Source organism: Pseudomonas oryzae (genome assembly GCF_900104805.1).
Classification (GTDB): Bacteria; Pseudomonadota; Gammaproteobacteria; order Pseudomonadales; family Pseudomonadaceae; genus Geopseudomonas; species Geopseudomonas oryzae.
In genome coordinates, this window is sequence record NZ_LT629751.1 from 2,320,952 (window position 1) to 2,337,608 (window position 16,657).

Annotated in this window: 18 protein-coding genes; 5 read left to right on the forward strand and 13 right to left on the reverse strand. The window is 69.8% G+C overall.

What is annotated here, in order from left to right; genetic code table 11:
* Positions 1-20: 20 nt before the first annotated feature.
* Positions 21-1,307: a calcium-binding protein gene (locus BLT78_RS10290; RefSeq protein ID WP_172830781.1), complete on the reverse strand. Its 1,287-nt coding sequence runs from the start codon at positions 1,305-1,307 to the stop codon at positions 21-23.
* Between the two features lie 242 nt (positions 1,308-1,549).
* On the opposite strand from BLT78_RS10290, the gene dapE reads away from it, so the two are divergent.
* The 5 genes from dapE to BLT78_RS10315 all read left to right on the forward strand — a co-directional run bounded on the left by dapE (position 1,550) and on the right by BLT78_RS10315 (position 5,130).
* Positions 1,550-2,692, forward strand: a complete 1,143-nt coding sequence (gene dapE, locus BLT78_RS10295) for a succinyl-diaminopimelate desuccinylase (RefSeq protein ID WP_090348891.1) — start codon at positions 1,550-1,552, stop codon at positions 2,690-2,692.
* Between the two features lie 3 nt (positions 2,693-2,695).
* Positions 2,696-3,499, forward strand: a complete 804-nt coding sequence (locus BLT78_RS10300; protein WP_090348892.1) for a putative RNA methyltransferase — start codon at positions 2,696-2,698, stop codon at positions 3,497-3,499.
* 53 nt (positions 3,500-3,552) lie between these two features.
* A complete protein-coding gene (locus BLT78_RS10305; protein WP_090348893.1) occupies positions 3,553-3,924 on the forward strand; it encodes a hypothetical protein in 372 nt (123 codons plus the stop codon).
* A gap of 94 nt (positions 3,925-4,018) precedes the next feature.
* The gene (locus BLT78_RS10310) at positions 4,019-4,684 is read left to right on the forward strand and encodes a ribonuclease domain-containing protein (protein ID WP_090348894.1); all 666 of its coding nucleotides are present in this window, start codon (positions 4,019-4,021) and stop codon (positions 4,682-4,684) included.
* A complete protein-coding gene (locus BLT78_RS10315) occupies positions 4,681-5,130 on the forward strand; it encodes a barstar family protein (RefSeq protein WP_090348895.1) in 450 nt (149 codons plus the stop codon). The genes BLT78_RS10310 and BLT78_RS10315 overlap by 4 nt, the downstream gene beginning before the upstream one ends.
* A gap of 59 nt (positions 5,131-5,189) precedes the next feature.
* Here the strand turns inward: BLT78_RS10315 and BLT78_RS10320 are convergent, their stop codons facing one another.
* The 12 genes from BLT78_RS10320 to bluB form a co-directional block, all read right to left on the reverse strand.
* Positions 5,190-5,399, reverse strand: coding sequence for a cold-shock protein (locus BLT78_RS10320; protein WP_090348896.1), 210 nt, complete (start codon positions 5,397-5,399; stop codon positions 5,190-5,192).
* Between the two features lie 224 nt (positions 5,400-5,623).
* Positions 5,624-6,601 carry a DUF4340 domain-containing protein gene (locus BLT78_RS10325; protein ID WP_090348897.1) on the reverse strand — a complete coding sequence of 326 codons (978 nt, stop codon included), beginning with the start codon at positions 6,599-6,601 and terminating at the stop codon, positions 5,624-5,626.
* 139 nt (positions 6,602-6,740) lie between these two features.
* Entirely contained in the window at positions 6,741-8,573 is a 1,833-nt protein-coding gene (locus BLT78_RS10330) for a GldG family protein (RefSeq protein ID WP_090348898.1), read from the reverse strand.
* Positions 8,574-8,583: 10 nt separating this feature from the next.
* Entirely contained in the window at positions 8,584-9,318 is a 735-nt protein-coding gene (locus tag BLT78_RS10335; protein ID WP_090348899.1) for an ABC transporter permease, read from the reverse strand.
* Complete coding sequence (locus BLT78_RS10340; RefSeq protein ID WP_090348900.1) at positions 9,315-10,238, reverse strand: ABC transporter ATP-binding protein; 924 nt, start codon at positions 10,236-10,238, stop codon at positions 9,315-9,317. Before BLT78_RS10340 ends, BLT78_RS10335 begins: the two co-directional genes overlap by 4 nt.
* A gap of 169 nt (positions 10,239-10,407) precedes the next feature.
* Positions 10,408-10,974, reverse strand: a complete 567-nt coding sequence (cobC, locus tag BLT78_RS10345; protein ID WP_090348901.1) for an alpha-ribazole phosphatase family protein — start codon at positions 10,972-10,974, stop codon at positions 10,408-10,410.
* Entirely contained in the window at positions 10,971-12,026 is a 1,056-nt protein-coding gene (gene cobT, locus BLT78_RS10350; protein WP_090348902.1) for a nicotinate-nucleotide--dimethylbenzimidazole phosphoribosyltransferase, read from the reverse strand. Before cobT ends, cobC begins: the two co-directional genes overlap by 4 nt.
* Positions 12,023-12,544 (reverse strand): bifunctional adenosylcobinamide kinase/adenosylcobinamide-phosphate guanylyltransferase, encoded by a 522-nt coding sequence (gene cobU / locus BLT78_RS10355; RefSeq protein WP_090348903.1) that lies wholly within the window; start codon positions 12,542-12,544, stop codon positions 12,023-12,025. Before cobU ends, cobT begins: the two co-directional genes overlap by 4 nt.
* 75 nt (positions 12,545-12,619) lie before the next feature.
* Positions 12,620-14,074, reverse strand: a complete 1,455-nt coding sequence (locus BLT78_RS10360) for a cobyric acid synthase (RefSeq protein ID WP_090348904.1) — start codon at positions 14,072-14,074, stop codon at positions 12,620-12,622.
* A complete protein-coding gene (gene cobD, locus BLT78_RS10365; protein ID WP_090348905.1) occupies positions 14,071-15,069 on the reverse strand; it encodes a threonine-phosphate decarboxylase CobD in 999 nt (332 codons plus the stop codon). Before cobD ends, BLT78_RS10360 begins: the two co-directional genes overlap by 4 nt.
* A complete protein-coding gene (gene cbiB, locus BLT78_RS10370) occupies positions 15,062-15,970 on the reverse strand; it encodes an adenosylcobinamide-phosphate synthase CbiB (RefSeq protein ID WP_090348906.1) in 909 nt (302 codons plus the stop codon). Before cbiB ends, cobD begins: the two co-directional genes overlap by 8 nt.
* Positions 15,967-16,647 carry a 5,6-dimethylbenzimidazole synthase gene (bluB, locus tag BLT78_RS10375; protein WP_090348907.1) on the reverse strand — a complete coding sequence of 227 codons (681 nt, stop codon included), beginning with the start codon at positions 16,645-16,647 and terminating at the stop codon, positions 15,967-15,969. Before bluB ends, cbiB begins: the two co-directional genes overlap by 4 nt.
* Positions 16,648-16,657 lie beyond the last annotated feature (10 nt).

Consider the following 16,657-nt stretch of genomic DNA (forward strand, 5'->3'; position numbering starts at 1 on the left):
CTCACGGGGAGCAGCTTATATCAGACCACCACGAAGTCGATTGCCTCGAGGCTGGGCACGCCGACGGTGGCGATCTGCACTGCTTCGCCAACACCGTTGCCGTCCGCGTCGTAGGAGAGAGTACCGGTGGCGTCATCGAAAATCAGGAAATCGTCAGAGTCGAGCGCGGCATCCCCCATCACGAGGTTACCTTCGGCAACCTGGACGGGATTCCCCATCAGATCCGAGAAAGCGGTGAAGACAGTCGAGTCCAGGGCCAGCAGATCGCTATCCCAGGTGAAATCCTCGACGCTATCGACACCATCGAGAGTGTCGAAGACGAAGATATCGTCGCCAGCACCACCGATCAGGATGTCGTCACCCTCGGCACCGACCAGGATGTCATCGCCAGCCAGTCCCTCCAACACGTTGTCACCGCTGTTACCGATCAGGAGGTTGTCAGCAGCATTACCGGTCGCATCGATATCGAGACCATTGTCGGCAAGGGTAAGGTTTTCGACAGCCTGCAGCTTCTCGAGGCTGTAGGAGAAAGTCGAAACCACGGTATCGTCGGTCCCTTCGCCAGCCTTCTCCTTGACCTTGTCCTTGGCATTATCGACATAGTAGGTGTCGTTGCCGGCACCGCCGGTCATATTGTCCGCGCCACTCCCCCCGTTGAGGAGATCGTCGCCAGCACCACCGATGAGGTTGTCCTTGCCGTCCTCGCCGAAGAGCCAGTCATCCCCCGCTCCGCCGGTCACCTTGTCGTTGCCTGCCCCGGCGTAGACATCATCGTCGCCAGCGCCGGAGGAGATGTTGTCGTTGCCCGCACCAGCGTCGATCAAGTCGAACCCGGCCCCCGCAACGATCTTGTCGTTGCCGGCACCAGCGTAGATGTCGTTGTCGCCATCGCCGGCAGAGATGTTGTCGTTGCCGGCACCGCCATCCAGCCAGTCATCGCCTGAGCCAGCGATCAGCTTGTCGTTGCCCGCCCCGCCGATGAGCCAGTCATCGCCACCATTGCCGACCAGGTGGTCATTGCCCTTGCCACCGTCGAGAATGTTGCCGTAGGTGTCACCCGTCAACTTGTCGCTACCCTTGGAACCGATCACGTCCTCGATGTTGAGCAGGGTATCGCTGCCCTGGCCAGTGGCAGTGCCGGCCGCCAGATTGACCTTGACCGCCTTCGAGCTGCCCGAGTAGTCGATCACGTCATAGCCGAGACCGCCGTCGATCAAGTCGTTGCCATTGCCACCGACCAGGTGATCATCGAAATCCGTGCCGATCAGTTGCAGACCCTGGGTGCCACCTTTCTTGCTCTTTGCCATGAGAACCTCCATTGGGGGTTGAGCTGGTTTGATCTTCCGCAGGCTACGCAAGCCATGATTTCTTTGATCCCAACCAGCTCTCACAAGTTCGATCGCCCGCGCTCGAAATATCGCAAATGCTCACCGCATCACAGGCCCCGGGGTCTTGCACGTCGTTGATGGAGCATCCCTCTGGCACGATCAGTCCGGCCGTTTTGCATTAAGATAGCCGTCCGTTTTTCTGCCGCTGTTCCGGAGCCTGCATGACCACCCTCTCCCCCACCCTCGAACTGGCCTGCGAGCTGATTCGCCGCGCCTCCGTCACTCCGCTGGACGAGGGTTGCCAGCAGCTGATGATGGAGCGCCTGGCCGCCTGCGGCTTCGCCGTGGAGCCGATCAACATCGAGAACGTGGAGAACTTCTGGGCCCGTCGCGGCGGCGAGGGTCCGGTGCTGTGCTTCGCCGGGCACACCGACGTGGTGCCGACCGGCCCGCTGGAGGCCTGGCAGCATCCGCCGTTCGAGGCGCTGATCGACGCCGACGGCATGCTCTGTGGCCGTGGCGCCGCCGACATGAAAGGCAGCCTGGCGGCCATGCTGGTCGCCGTCGAGCGCTTCGTCGCCGACTACCCGCAGCATAGCGGCGCCATCGCCTTCCTGATCACCAGCGACGAGGAAGGCCCGGCCGTGCACGGTACCCAGGCGGTGGTCGAGCGCCTGGCGGCGCGCGGCGAGCGCCTGGACTGGTGCATCGTCGGCGAACCGTCGAGCACCTCGCAGGTCGGCGACATCGTCAAGAACGGCCGCCGCGGCTCGCTCAACGGCAAGCTGCGCATCCAGGGCGTGCAGGGCCACGTCGCCTACCCGCACCTGGCGCAGAACCCCATCCACCTGGTCGCTCCGGCGCTGGCCGAGCTGGCCGCCGAGCACTGGGACGCCGGCAACGCGTTCTTCCCGCCGACCAGCTTCCAGATCTCCAACCTCCACTCCGGCACCGGCGCCACCAACGTCATTCCCGGCGAGCTGACGGCGCTGTTCAACTTCCGCTTCTCCACCGAGTCGACCGTCGAAGGTCTGCAGCAGCGCGTCGAGGCGATCCTCGACAAGCACGGCCTCAAGTGGCAGATCGAGTGGTCGCTGTCCGGCCTGCCGTTCCTCACCGAGCCGGGCGCGCTGCTCGATGCGGTCGCCGCCAGCATCAAGGCGGTCACCGGCCGCGACACCGTCGCCTCCACCACCGGCGGCACTTCGGACGGACGCTTCATCGCCACCCTCGGCACCCAGGTGGTCGAGCTCGGCCCGGTCAACGCCACCATCCACCAGATCAACGAGCGGGTGCTGGCCAGCGATCTGGACCTGCTTACCGAGATCTACTACCAGACCCTGGTCCGCCTGCTGGCCGAATAACCCATGCTCATCTGCCCGATCTGCAGCTCTGCGCTGCACAGCGTCGACAACGGTGTGCAGTGCGCGCACAACCACCGCTTCGACCGTGCCCGCCAGGGCTACCTGAACCTCTTGCCGGTGCAACACAAGAAGAGCCTCGACCCGGGCGACAACGCCGCCATGGTCGAGGCGCGCCGGCGCTTTCTCGGTGCCGGCCACTACGCGCCGCTGGCCGCGCGTCTGGCCGCGCTGGCCGTGGCGCACCAGCCGGCGCGCTGGGTCGACATCGGCTGCGGCGAGGGCTACTACAGCGCGCAGCTGGCCGAGGCCCTGCCCGCTGCCGACGGCTACGCCCTGGACATCTCCCGCGAGGCGGTCAAGCGCGCCTGCAAGCGCGCGCCGCAGCTGACCTGGATGGTCGCCAGCATGGCCCGCGTGCCACTGGCCAGCGCCTCCTGCGGCCTGCTCGCCAGCGTGTTCAGCCCGATCGACTGGAATGAGGCTGCGCGCCTGTTGCGCCCTGGCGGCGGCATCCTGCGCCTGGGTCCGGCGCGCATGCACCTCTACGAGCTGCGCCAGAAGCTCTACGACGAGGTGCGCGACTACATCGACGACAAGCATCTGGCCGACCTGCCGGACAGCCTGAAGCTGGCGGACACCCAGAGCCTGGAGTTCCGCCTGGTGCTGGACAGCTTCGACACCCGCAGCGACCTGCTGGCGATGACCCCGCACGGCTGGCGGGTCAACGCCGAACGCCGCGAGCGCATCCTCGCCGAACCCTTCACGGTCACCGTGTCGGTGCGCTACGACTGGATCGAGCGTCAGTAACCGGCCACGCTATCCTTTTCGCCCTTCCCATCTCCGCATCAGGAATGCCCGACATGCGCCAACCGGATATCGAGATCTACCTCAAGGACGCCGAGCTGCCGGCGGTAACCGCCTGGCTGGAGCAGGCCCTGGGCTCCTGCAGCACATGGCAGGTCCGCGGCCAGACCCACAAGTGTCGGGCGGCCGGTATCCCCGTCACCTGGCTGCCCAGGGCGGTGGGCAAGTGGCACAGCCTGCTGCTGGAAAGCGACCAGACGCCCTGGGACGACGACCTCGCCTGCGCCCGGGCTGCCTGCGCCGCGCTCGGCGTGGAGGTGCGCTGCGCCCCGGGCAGCTGGAGCGAGGAGCAGGGCGAGGAGGATGCCGACCGCTGGCTGAAGGTCACCAGCGAGGGCGTCAGCGAGATCCAGTGGCGCACCGGCTGATCCGCCGCGCCCCGTTGTTCCCACCCCACGAGAGTCACACCGCCCTGCCCCCCCCTGAGGCAGGGCTTTCCTGTTCGACGAGGCAAACCCGACGATGCGCGGCAAGGTCGTTTCCTGGAACGATGACCGAGGCTTCGGCTTCATCCAGCCCGAGGACCGCTCGGGCGAGGTGTTCTTCCACATTTCCGCGGTGCGCAATGCCGCACGCCGGCCGCAGCAAGGCGACGCGGTGCAGTTCGACACCACACGTGACAAGTCCGGTCGGCTGAAGGCTGCCTGGGTCAGTCTCGAGAACGTCGCGCCAGGCGCCCCTTCTGCTTCGCGTCGGCGCGCCGCGAACGCGCGCCCGCGCCACAACCCGCTCGGCCTGCTCAAGACCGCCGCGCTGCTGGTGCTGCTGTTCGCCGGCTGGCTGCTGAGCCAGGGACCGCTCAGCAATCTGTTGCGCTCGCCTGCCGGACAGGACGCCCCGGCCCAGGTGCAGGGCGCGGACCCGATCCAGCGCGAGATCGACAAGACCCTGGCGCTGATCCGCCAGGGCGGTCCGTTCCCGCACAGCCAGGACGGCACCGTGTTCCAGAACCGCGAACGCCAGCTGCCCGCCCAGCCCCGCGGCTATTACCGCGAATACACCGTGCGCACCCCGGGTCTGTCCCATCGCGGCCCGCGGCGCATCGTCACCGGCGGCAATCCGCCGGTGATCTTCTACTACACCGAAGATCACTACCGCTCGTTCCGCGTGCTGGAGCCGACCCGATGACCCTGCTGCAACTCGCCGCCGCCTGCCTGGCCGATCCCTCGCGCAACGCGGTCTATCGCAGCGAGCGGCTGGACGCGGCGGACTGCCGCGTCCCCGGACTGTGCTGGAAGAGCCTGGGCGCGCTGGCGCGCATCGACCGCGCCAGCCTGCTGGCCGCCCTCGGCGAAGCCCTGGCGTTTCCCGACTACTACGGGCAGAACTGGGACGCCGCCTGGGACTGCCTGACCGAGCTCGACTGGCCCGCCGGGGAGATGCTCGCCATATACCTGCCGCTGGATGCCCACCAGGCGATCGTCGAAACCGACCTGGAAGTCTTTCTCGAGCTGCTGGAGGACGCCTGCCGGCACTGGGCCGAGCGTGGCCGGGCGCTGTGCCTGCTGGTGGCAAGCCCGCAGCCGGTGCCAGTCTGCTTGGCGCGGCTGGCGAGCCTGGAACGGCTCGCCTGAGCCACCAATGAAAAAGCCCGTCACGAGGACGGGCTTTTCCGGAATCGCCAGCTCGAGGCTCAGAGCTTGGAAACGTCTTCCGCCTGCAGGCCCTTCTGACCCTGAGCTACGGCGAACTCCACGCGCTGCCCCTCGACCAGGGTACGGTGGCCGTCACCACGGATGGCACGATAGTGCACGAATACATCCGGGCCGCTCTCGCGCTGAATGAACCCATAGCCCTTGGCGTCGTTGAACCACTTGACGGTTCCGGTTTCACGTTCGGCCATTACAACCTCTCTCCAGACTCGCTGAAAAAACACTCCCCCATGGGAGTCGCTCGGGACGGTACGTTACAAAACGTTCTTCTTGTTATATCCGACCTCCGCCGCCGCGAGGCGTCTGGAGCGGGTATTTCGAATGGCGTTCTTGACGACCGCTGGCCCGAGTATAAACAAAGAGACCGTGCTGAAAAGCCCCCCGTGCGTTGACCTGCGGCAAAGGTCGCCGTAGATCAAGCCTCCGGCGCCAGCAGGTCTTTCATCCGCCGGGCCAGGGCACGGTACTGCTGCTCCTCGAGTCGATAGGCCCAGTCCGGCTGACCGATCAGCAGGCCGTCGAGCCCCTTGCTCTGCCCGAACACCAGCCAGTGCTGGCCGCCCTGCAGGTAGAAGGCGCCCTGCAACTCGCCGCCGGCGAAGGTCGACAGACGGAAAGTCAGCTCCGGTCGCCCCTCGAAGGCGACCTGCGCCAGCGGCGCGGCGTCGGCGAAATCCAGGCTGGCGAACAGCGTGGCCATGCCGTTGGCCACCGGCTCGTAGGCCAGCCTGCGCCCCTTGGGCAGCTGGCGCAGGGCCAGGTTGAACTGCTCGGGTGTGTCGCGCCAGACATTGAGCTGCTCGCCGTCGGCGTGGCGCACCTCGACCTCGCGCACGTCGGCGAAGGGAATCGCGCTGATGCGCCGGTCCAGCCAGGCCAGCTCGTTGTCCACCAGCTCCAGCGGCTGATCGACCAGCCACACCTGGTCGTCGCCCGGCAGACGCACCAGCTGGCCGCCCTGGCGCGAGGCCTGGCCGATCAGCAGCTCGAGCGGCGCCGCACCGATGCCCTCCAGCACAACCCGCGTCGCCGCCCCTTCGCCGCGCTCGGCCAAGCCGAGCTGGGCATGGTTGGCGGAGTTGCGGGTCTTGGCCTCGACCTTGCGGGCGTCGGCCAGCGCGCGCAGCAGGCGGTTGACCTCCCCGGCCGCCGCCGGATGGTCGGCCTTGGCCGGCACCACCCAGCCGCCATTGCGGCGTTCGATGCGGATCGCCGGCAGCTCGCCGTGGCGAATCTGCATGGCCTGCACCCGTTCGAGCTGACCGGCCAGCGTCGGCAGCAGCAAGGGCCGCTCGGCCTGACGCGGCGGCTCGACGCCACGCTGCAGCCAGGCGAACAGCGCGCCCAGGCCGAGCACGGCAAGCAGCAGGATCCACAGAGACTTGCGTTGCATGAGTACCTCCCCCAAGCCATTCGGTGCGCATGGCGCCCCCTACCCGATCGGTGCAGCTGCTTCGGTGCGCGCGGCGCACCCTACGGCGCGGCAGGCGCTCGCCAGGCAGAGTGCGCCGCGCGCACCGGCAACAGTTCGCTCAGTACGCGCGCCGCCGGCGCAGCAGCCATAGGCCGACCACGCCGAGGGTCAGCAGCAACGGCACCAGGGCGATGTTGACGAACTTCAGGCTGCGCCCCAGCGCCTCGATGTCGGCGTTGAGCTGGTAGCGCACCTCGCGCAGCTCCTTGCGGATCTTCACCTTCTCCTGGAGGAACTGCTGCACGGTGGCCTGCTGCTCCGGAGTCAGCTCCAGCATCTGGTCGGGGCTGTCGCCCTGCTGCAGTTCGGCCAGGCGCTGCTCGGTCTGCGCCAGCTGCTGCTTGAGCACCTCCTCCTTCTCGCGGAAGCGCGCCTCGGCCTGGCGCTGCAGGTCCTCGACCACGGTGAACGGCCGGCTGAAGCGGCCACGCGAGCGCACACTGATCAGCGCATCGCTGCCGGCCAGGTTGTCCAGCGCGTTGATCGCGAAGCCGGCGTTGTCGGCGAACGGCTGCGGGATGCGCTGGCCGAAGAACTCCTGCACCTGCACCCACATGCGGTCGGCGAGCAGGTCGGTATCGGCGACCACGATGACGTTGATGCTGTCCGCCTGCTGGAGGCCGTCCTTCTGCCCCTCGATGCCCCGCGGATAGGCCGACTGCGCAGGCCCGGAGATACGCGCGGCCAGCACGTATCGCTCGCCGGTCGGCTCGAGGTCGCGCAGCAGCTCCTGCGGGTCGCGCAGGCCGGCCAGGCGCTGGGCGTCCATCGGCATGGCGTACTCGGAGCTGTGCAGCAGCGGCGTGAAGCGGGTCTTGGCGCCCTCCAGCGGTTCGAGGATGCCGGCGCTGGCCACGGTCAGGTTCTCCAGCGCGGCGGTGGTGATGTCGTCCTGGTCGATGGCCGCCTTCGGCAGGCTCAGCCAGGCCGGATGGCGCACCGGGCGCTGCTCCTCGCCCTGGCCGATACCCACGGCCATCGCATAGCTGCCGTCGGCCAGCATCTCGCCCGGGCGCAGGCGCAGGCCCCAGGCCTTGAACAGCGGCTCCAGGTCGGAAGCGTTGCCGGCGCCGCCCATCAGCCCGGCGTTGTCGCTCTCGCTGAACGGATCGACGAAGGCCAGCAGCTTGCCGCCGCGCAGCACGAACTGGTCGATGGCGTACAGGGTCGGCTGCGGCAGTTCCCTGGGATGGACCAGCAGCAGCACCGACACCTCGTCGGGGATGCGATCGACCCCGGCCTGCAGGCTCTTGATGGTGAACTGCTGACGGATCTGCTCCATGACCATCCAGGGCGCGCCGGCCTGGCCGGTCAGCGGGTTGAAGCCGCCCTCCAGCTGCAGCCCGGAGAGCACGCCGACCACCGGGCGCTGCGGCTTGGCCAGGGTCTGCACCAGGCGGCTGATCTCGTACTCGAGGAACTCTTCCTGGTCGAGCGGGAAGAACGGGATGGTCTGCACATCGTCCAGCGCGTTGGTGCCGGCCAGACCGAAGTACAGCTTGTCGCCGCCCTGCTGCAGCGGCACGGCGTGCAGGCCGAACTCGGCGGCGCGATCCTCGTCCTCGGAGAACGGCTCGGGATCGATCACCTGCAGGCGGATCTTGCCGGCGGCGGCGCGCTCGTAGGCACGCAGCATCTCCTCGACGCGCCTGGCGTAGTTGCGCACCGGCACCAGGTCGCGGGTGACGTTGTCGGAGTAGAAGAAGTACAGGTTCACCGGCTCGTCCAGCTCGGCGAGGATGCGCTCGGTCCCCGCACTGATGGTGTAGAGCTTCTGCTCGGTGAGGTCGAGACGGGCGTTGGGCAGACCGAGGCTGGCGACCATGTTGAAGGCCAGGAAGGCCACGGCGATCAGCACCAGCCCGGCACCGGAATACAGGATGCGTTTCATCGCGGGCTCCTCAGTCGGCTTTCTTCAGATCGACCACCACCGCGGTGGCGGCCAGCCAGGCCAGGATCAGGCTGGCGAAGTACAGCAGGTCGCGCAGGTCGAGCACGCCCTTGCTGATCGCATCGAAGCGGGTCAGGAAGCTCAGCGAGGCCACCGCGTCGACCAGCGCCTGCGGCGCCCAGCCGCTGAAGGCATCCAGCACCAGCGGGAAGCCGCTGACGATGAACAGGAAGCACACGCAGGCGGTGAGGATGAAGGCGATCACCTGGTTCTTCGCCAGCGCCGACAGGCACGAGCCGATCGCCAGGTAGCCACCGGCCAGCAGCCAGCTGCCGATGTAGCCGGTGAGGATGGCGCCGTTGTCCGGCTCGCCGAGGTAGTTGACGGTGATCACCATCGGGAAGGTCAGCAGCAGGGCGATGCCGGCGAACACCCAGGCGGCGAGGAACTTGCCGCCCACCGCCTCGCTGCGGGTGATCGGCAGGGTCATCAGCAGCTCGATGGTGCCGCTCTTGCGCTCCTCGGCCCACAGGCGCATGGCCAGCGCCGGCACCAGGAACAGGTACAGCCACGGATGGAAGGTGAAGAACGCCGACAGGTCGGCCTGGGCGCGCTCGAAGAAGCTGCCCAGATATAAGGTGAACACCCCGGACAGCACCAGGAAGATCACGATGAACACGTAGGCGAGCGGCGTGGCGAAGTAGCTCGCCAGCTCGCGCTTGAACACCACCGGCAACTGCCTCATGCCGCTTCTCCTCGGGTCAGGGTGCGGAATACCTCGTCGAGGCGTCCGCGCTCCACGTCCATTTCCTTGATGTTCCAGCCACGCGCCGCGACCAGCGCGCTGACCTGCGGGAAGATCACCTGGCCGGGCGCAGCCAGCACGGTCAGGCTGTGCTCGCGGGCGTTGCGCTCCACGCCGGCCACCCCCGGCAGGGCGGTCAGCGCCGCCTCGTCGAGCGGCGCATCGCCAACCAGGGTCACCGCCTGGTGGTAGCGCGAACGGCTTTCCAGCTCGAACGGCGTGCCGTCGGCGAGCAGCCGGCCGCCGGCGATCACCAGCGCGCGGGTGCACACCGCGGTGACCTCCTCGAGGATGTGCGTGGAGATGATGATGATCTTGTCGCTGGCCAGGTTCTGGATCAGCTGACGCACCTGATGCTTCTGGTTGGGATCGAGACCGTCGGTGGGCTCGTCGAGGATCAGCACGCGCGGATCGTGGAGGATCGCCTGGGCCAGGCCGACACGGCGCTTGAAGCCCTTGGACAGGGTCTCGATCGACTGGCCGAGCACCTTCTCCAGCTCGACCTGCGCCACCGCCCGGGCCACCCGCTCGCGCTTCTCGGCGCCGCGGAAGCCGCGCACCTCGGCGATGAACTCGAGGAAGCCGCGCACCGTCATGTCGCCGTAGCAGGGCGCGCCCTCGGGCAGGTAGCCGATCAGTTGCTGGGCCTTGAGGGTGTCCCTCTGGATGTCGAAGCCGAAGATCCGCGCACTGCCCGACGTCGGCGCGAGGAAGCCAGTGAGCATCTTCATGGTGGTCGACTTGCCGGCGCCGTTGGGGCCGAGGAAACCCAGCACTTCGCCGGGCTGGACGCGGAAGGACAGTGCGTCCACCGCGGTGTGCTGTGCAAAGCGTTTGGTGAGTTTTTCTATTTCGATCATGGTTGCTCCATAACCTGCTGGAGCCTCCGTGCCAGACGGCCGCGGAGGCCTCTCGGGTGCGGGTGAACTCTAGGTAGAGCGGACGGGCATTGCAAGAGGGGCGCACCTGGCCATGACCTGGGCGCCACCAGCCGGCGCGCGGCACGCGGGCGCGGCGAGGCCGTCGGCTTCAGTCCTCGTGCAGGGTCAGGCGCTCGTCGACCCGCAGCCGCTGCAGCGCCGCATGCCCCACCTCCACCTGCAGCAGCGCCGCGCGCGGCAGGCCGCGGGCGCGCGCCAGCAGCAGGCGCATCACCCCGCCGTGGGTGACCAGCAGCAGATGCCGGCCAGCGAACTGACGGTACAGACCGGCGACGGCGCCGAGCACGCGCGCCTCGAAATCGACCAGCGTCTCGCCTTCCGGCGGGGTGAAGGCGTAGGGATCGTTCCAGAAGCGGCTCAGCGCCTCCGACTCGGTCGCCCAGAGTTCGGCGGCGCTGCGCCCCTCCCAGGCGCCGAAGTCCAGCTCGCGCAGACCGCGTTCCAGGCGCAGGGGCAGACCGTGGCGGCTGGCCAGCTCGTCGGCGAAGGCGGCGCAGCGCTGCAGCGGCGAGCTGACGACCCCCTGCCAGGGCGCCGCGTCTCCCACCGCCGCGCGCATCTGCGCCCAGCCGTGGCCGGTCAGCGCATCGTCGATGCGCCCGCGGAAGCCGCCGCCCCGTTCGGTTTCGCCGTGACGCAGGAGGTCGAGGATCATGGCTGGCGATCGCTGACCCGGGCCTCGGCGAAGGTCGCCATGCCGGCGTGCAGGTTGCAGGCCAGCCGCAGCAGCGGTATCGCCAACGCCGCACCGCTGCCCTCGCCCAGGCGCAGGCCGAGGTCGAGCAGCGGCTCGGCCTTGAGCGCCTGCAGCACCAGGGCATGGCCCGGCTCGGCGCTGCGATGGCCGAACAGCAGCCACGGCCGGCAACCGGGATTGAGGCGCACCGCGCACAACGCGGCGACCGTGGTGATGAAGCCGTCGACCAGCACCGGCAGGCCGTACTGGCCGCAGGCGACGAAGGCACCGGCCAGCGCGGCGATCTCGAAACCGCCGAGGCGGCGCAGCGCCTCGAGGGGCTCGTGGCAGTCGTGCTGGTGCAGCAGCAGCGCGCTGTCGATCACCCGCTGCTTGCGCGCCACCCCGGCCGCGTCCAGGCCAGTGCCGGCACCGGTCAGCGCCAGCGCCGGCAGGTCGAGCAGCGCGCAGCCCAGCGCCGCCGCCGCGGTGGTGTTGCCGATGCCCATCTCGCCGCCGATGTACAGCCCGGCGTGCACCTGCCGCGCCCGTTCGACGCTGGCGCGCCCGGCGGCCAGCGCCGCCAGGCACTGCTCCATGGTCATCGCCGGGCCATGGGCGAAGTTGGCGGTGCCCGGACCGAGAGCGTAGCTGTGCACTCCGCCGAGCGGCTCGCCGCCGCCGGCGGTGCCGAGGTCGATCACCTCGAGACGGGCGTGCAGCTGGTGGGCCAGCACGCTGATCGCCGCGCCGCCGGCGACGAAGTTGTGCAGCATCTGCCGGGTCACCGCCTGCGGATAGGCGGACACGCCCTCCTCGACCACGCCGTGATCGCCGGCGAACACGGCGATCCACGGCTGCTCCAGCTGCGGGCACTCGCGGCCCTGCAGGGCGGCCAGGTCGATGGCCAGCTGTTCGAGACGCCCCAGCGCACCGGTCGGCTTGGTCAGCCGCGCCTGGCGCAGCTCGGCCTTCTGCCGGGCCACGTGGTCGGTGGGCTGGCAGGCGGCCTGCCACCATGGTTCGTTCATAGCGACTCCCCTTTGAGGATCATCGGCAGTCCCGCCACGCAGAAGGTCACCCGCTGCGCGCGCGCGGCGAGGGCCTGGTGCAGCCAGCCGGCCTCGTCAACGTAGCGGCGGGTCAGCTCACCGAGCGGCACCACGCCGAGGCCGGTCTCGTTGCTGACCAGGATGATGCGTCCCGGCAGCCCGGCGATGCCGTCGAGCAGCGCGTCGCGCTCGCGGGCGAGCGCGGAACTGTCATCAAGCAATAGCAGATTGGTCAGCCACAGGGTCAGGCAGTCGACCAGCAAGCAGCGGTTTTCCGCCGCACGGTCGCGCAGCGCCTGCATCAGCCGGATCGGCTCCTCCTGCAGCGCCCAGTCGGGTGGACGCCGGGACTGGTGATGGGCGATGCGCGCGGCCATTTCGCCGTCGCCGGGCTGGGCGGTGGCGATGTAGGTCACCGCCAGGCCGGACTCCAGCGCCAGGCGCTCGGCCAGGCGGCTCTTGCCGGAGCGGGCACCGCCGAGGATCAGTTCAAGCATTCGGGGTTCTCTGTCGATTCAAGGCAGGGCGCGCCGCGCGCACCGCCGGTGTATTGGTGGTGCGCGCGGCGCACCCTACGCCAAGCCGCACAGTGCGCGCAGTCGCGCGGTATCCAGATGCGCCTCGACCAGGTCGGCCAGGCGCTCGATATCGCGCTCGCGCAGGGCGTGGTAATCGGGCGTTGCCACCTCGCGCAGGCCGGCCCAGCGCAGCAGCGCGCTGCAGGCCGCCGGCGTCTCGAACAGGCCGTGCAGGTAGGTGCCGAGCACCTGGCCATCCAGGCTGATCGCACCGTCGCAGCGGCCGGCGTCGAGGCGCACGGCCGGGCGCTCCAGCCCGGCACCGCGACTGACGCCGGCGTGGATCTCGTAGCCGCTCACCTCGGCGTCTTCCAGGGCCAGGCGGCCACGCACGTTGCGCAGCTGCTTCTCCGCCTCCAGGACCGTGTCGATTTCCAGCAGGCCGAGGCCCCGACTGGTCCCCGGCGCCCCCTCCAGACCGAGCGGATCGGCGATCTCGCCGCCGAGCATCTGCAGCCCGCCGCAGATGCCGAGCACCCTGCCGCCATAGCGCAGGTGGCGGCGGATGGCCGCCTCCCAGCCCTGTGCGCGGAGGAAGGCGAGGTCGCTGCGCACGCTCTTCGAGCCGGGCAGCACGATCAGGTCGGCCGGCGGGATGGCCTGGCCGGGGCCGACGAAGGTCAGCTCCACCTGCGGATGCAGACGCAGCGGGTCGAAGTCGGTGTGGTTGCTGATCCGCGGCAGCACCGGCACCGCCACCTGCAGGCGCTCACCGCTGCCGGCCACCTGGCGCTGGTCGATGGCATCCTCGGCCTCCAGGTGCAGGTCGTGCAGGTAGGGCAGCACGCCGAGCACCGGCTTGCCGGTGCGCTGCTCCAGCCAGTCGAGGCCGGGCTGCAGCAGGGCGAGATCGCCGCGGAAGCGGTTGATCACGAAGCCCTGCACGCGCGCCTGCTCGGACGGCGACAGCAGCTCGAGGGTGCCGACCAGATGAGCGAACACCCCTCCCTTGTCGATGTCGGCGATCAGCAGCACCGGGCAGTCGACCGCCTCGGCGAAGCCCATGTTGGCGATGTCGCGGTCGCGCAGGTTGATCTCCGCCGGCGAGCCGGCGCCCTCGACCATCACCACCGCGTACTGCGCGTCGAGGCGTCGGTGCGACTCGAGCACCGCCTGCATGGCCACGCGCTTGTAGTCGTGATAGGCGGCCGCGCTCATGCTGGTGACGGCACGGCCGTGGATGATCACCTGGGCGCCGATGTCGCTGCTCGGCTTGAGCAGCACCGGGTTCATGTCGGTGTGCGGGGCCAGATTGGCGGCCTGGGCCTGCACCGCCTGGGCGCGGCCGATCTCGCCGCCGTCGGCGGTGACCGCGCTGTTGAGCGCCATGTTCTGCGGCTTGAACGGCGCCACGGCGACACCCTGGCGCGCCAGCCAGCGGCACAGCGCGGTCACCAGGGTGCTCTTGCCGGCGTCTGAGGTGGTGCCCTGCACCATCAGGGTGGTCATGGGGATTCCTTCTGATAGTCGACCAGGGCGCGGGCCAGGCGGTGCCAGCCGGCCTCGTCGGCGGGCAGGCCGAAGCGCAGGCTGGCCGGCTCGCTGAACAGGCGCACGAGGATGCCGCGGCGGGCGAGGAAGTCGTGCAGCGCGGCGGCCTGCAGCAGCGGCAGCCACTGGAACAGGGCGCAGCCGCCGGCCGGCGGCAACCCGTGCGCACGCAACAGTTCGGCCAGGCGCTGGCCGGCCGCCTGCAGAGCCTCGCCACGCTGACGGCGCGCCGTCGCGCTGGCGCTGTCCAGCGCCGCCAGGCCCAGCGCGCGTGCCGGGCCGCCGACGCTCCAGGGGCCGAGACGCTCGCGCAGGCTGGCGAGCAGGCCGGCCTCGGCCAGCACGAAGCCCAGGCGCACGCCGGCCAGGCCGAAGAACTTGCCGAACGAGCGCAGCACGATCAGCCCCGGCCGGTGGGCATGGGCCGCCAGGCTGTGCTCGGGGGTACAGTCGATGAACGCCTCGTCGACCAGCAGATGACCGCCGCGCGCGGCCAGGCGGGCATGCCAGACGAGCAGCTGGGCCGGGGCGAAGCGCGCGCCGGTGGGATTGTTGGGGTTGACCAGCACCAGGGCATCGAGCGAATCGATCTGCGCCTCGATCGCTTCGGCCGACAGACGCAGCAGGCGATGACCGGCACGCCGCCAGGCGTGGGCGTGCTCGGCGTAGCTCGGACACAGCAGGCCGACCCGGCCGGCGGGCAGCAATGCCGGCAACGCCTGGATCGCCGCCTGACTGCCGGCCACCGCCAGCGCATGACGGGCGCCGTAGGCCACGCCCGCGGCCTGTTCCAGACCGTCGTCGTCCTCGGGCAGACGCGCCCAGGCCGCGAGCGGGATGGCCGGCAGCGGCCAGGGCTCGGGGGCGATGCCGGTGGACAGGTCCAGCCAGTCGGCCTGGGGAATGCCGTAGCGCTGCGCGGCGGCGCGCAGGCGGCCTCCGTGTTCAAGCATGCAGCCAGCCTCCCAGCAGGATCAGCGCCAGCCACAGCACCACGCCGCGGCGCAGCAGGCTGAGCGCGCCAGCGATGCTCTCGGCGTCGGCCGGGACGCCCTCGCCGAGCACCGGGCGCTGATGCGGCTCGCCGTGGTAGACCGCGGCGCCGCCCAGCTCGACCCCCAGCGCGCCGGCACCGGCGGCCATCACCGGGCCGGCGTTGGGGCTGTCCCACTGCGGCGCCTGGCGGCGCCAGCAGGCCAGCGCGCGGCGGGTCTGGCCGAGCAGCGCGTAGGTCAGCGCGGTGAGGCGCGCCGGCACGAAGTTGAGCAGATCGTCGATGCGCGCCGCCGCCCAGCCGAAGCGCTCGAAACGCGGCGTGCGGTAGCCCCACATGGCGTCGAGGGTGTTGCTCAGCCGGTAGAGCACCACGCCCGGAGCGCCGGCCACGGCGAACCAGAACAGCGCGGCGAACACCGCGTCGCTGCCGTTCTCCAGCACCGACTCGGTGGCGGCGCGGGCCACGCCGCTCGCATCCAGCGCCGAGGTGTCGCGGCTGACCACCCGCGCCACGCCCTCGCGCGCCGCCGACAGGTCGCCACGGCGCAGGGCGTCGAGCACCGGCAGCGCATGCTCGTGCAGGCTGCGCAGGCCGAGCGCGGCGTACAGGGCGAGGATCTCCAGCAGGCCGCCGAGCAGCGGCAGCTGCGCCAGCAGCCAGGTCAGGAAGGTCAGCGGCAGCACCGCCAGGCACCAGGCGCTGACGCCGTGGCTGCGCCAGCCACCGCCATGGGCGTTGAAGCGCGCCTCGAGGCGCTCGGCCAGACGGCCGAAGGCCACCAGCGGATGCCAGCGGTGCGGCTCGCCGAGAGCGACATCCAGCGCCACCCCGGCGAGCAGGGACAGGCCCAGGCTCACGGCTGCGCCCCCCAGCGGTTCTCGAACAGCATGTCGACCAGCGGCCGTGCCTCGGCCCAGCCCTCCTCGACCAGCATCGGCCGCGGGTAGAACTCGGCGACCGGGCCGAGGCAGAGCAGCGCCAGCGGTTCGGCGCCCTCCGGCAGGCCGAGCAGCTCGGCCAGGGCGATGGGGTCGAACAACGACACCCAGCCCATGCCGAGACCCTCGGCACGGGCGGCCAGCCAGAGGTTCTGGATCGCGCAGGACAGCGAGGCCAGATCCATCTGCGGCAGGGTGCGCCGGCCGAAGATGAAGCGCTCGCGGCCGTCCATCAGGCAGGCCACCAGCAGCTCGGCGCTGTCCTCGACGCCCTCGACCTTGAGCCGCATGAACTCCTCGCCGCGCTCGCCGAGCGCCTCGGCGGTGCGCAGCCGCTCGGCCTCGACCAGCGCGCGGATCCGCCGGCGCAGCGCGCGGTCGCTGATGCGGATGAACCGCCACGGCTGCATCAGGCCGACGCTGGGCGCGTGGTGCGCGGCGTCGAGCAGGCGGGCGAGCAGCTCGGGCGCCACGCTGCCGCCACTGAAGTGGCGCATGTCGCGGCGCTCGGCGATGGCGCGGTACACCGCGGCGCGCTCCACCGCGCTGAAGGCGTGGGCATTGGCGGCAGGCTCAGGGGGGATCTGGTCGGTCATGGGCAGATGG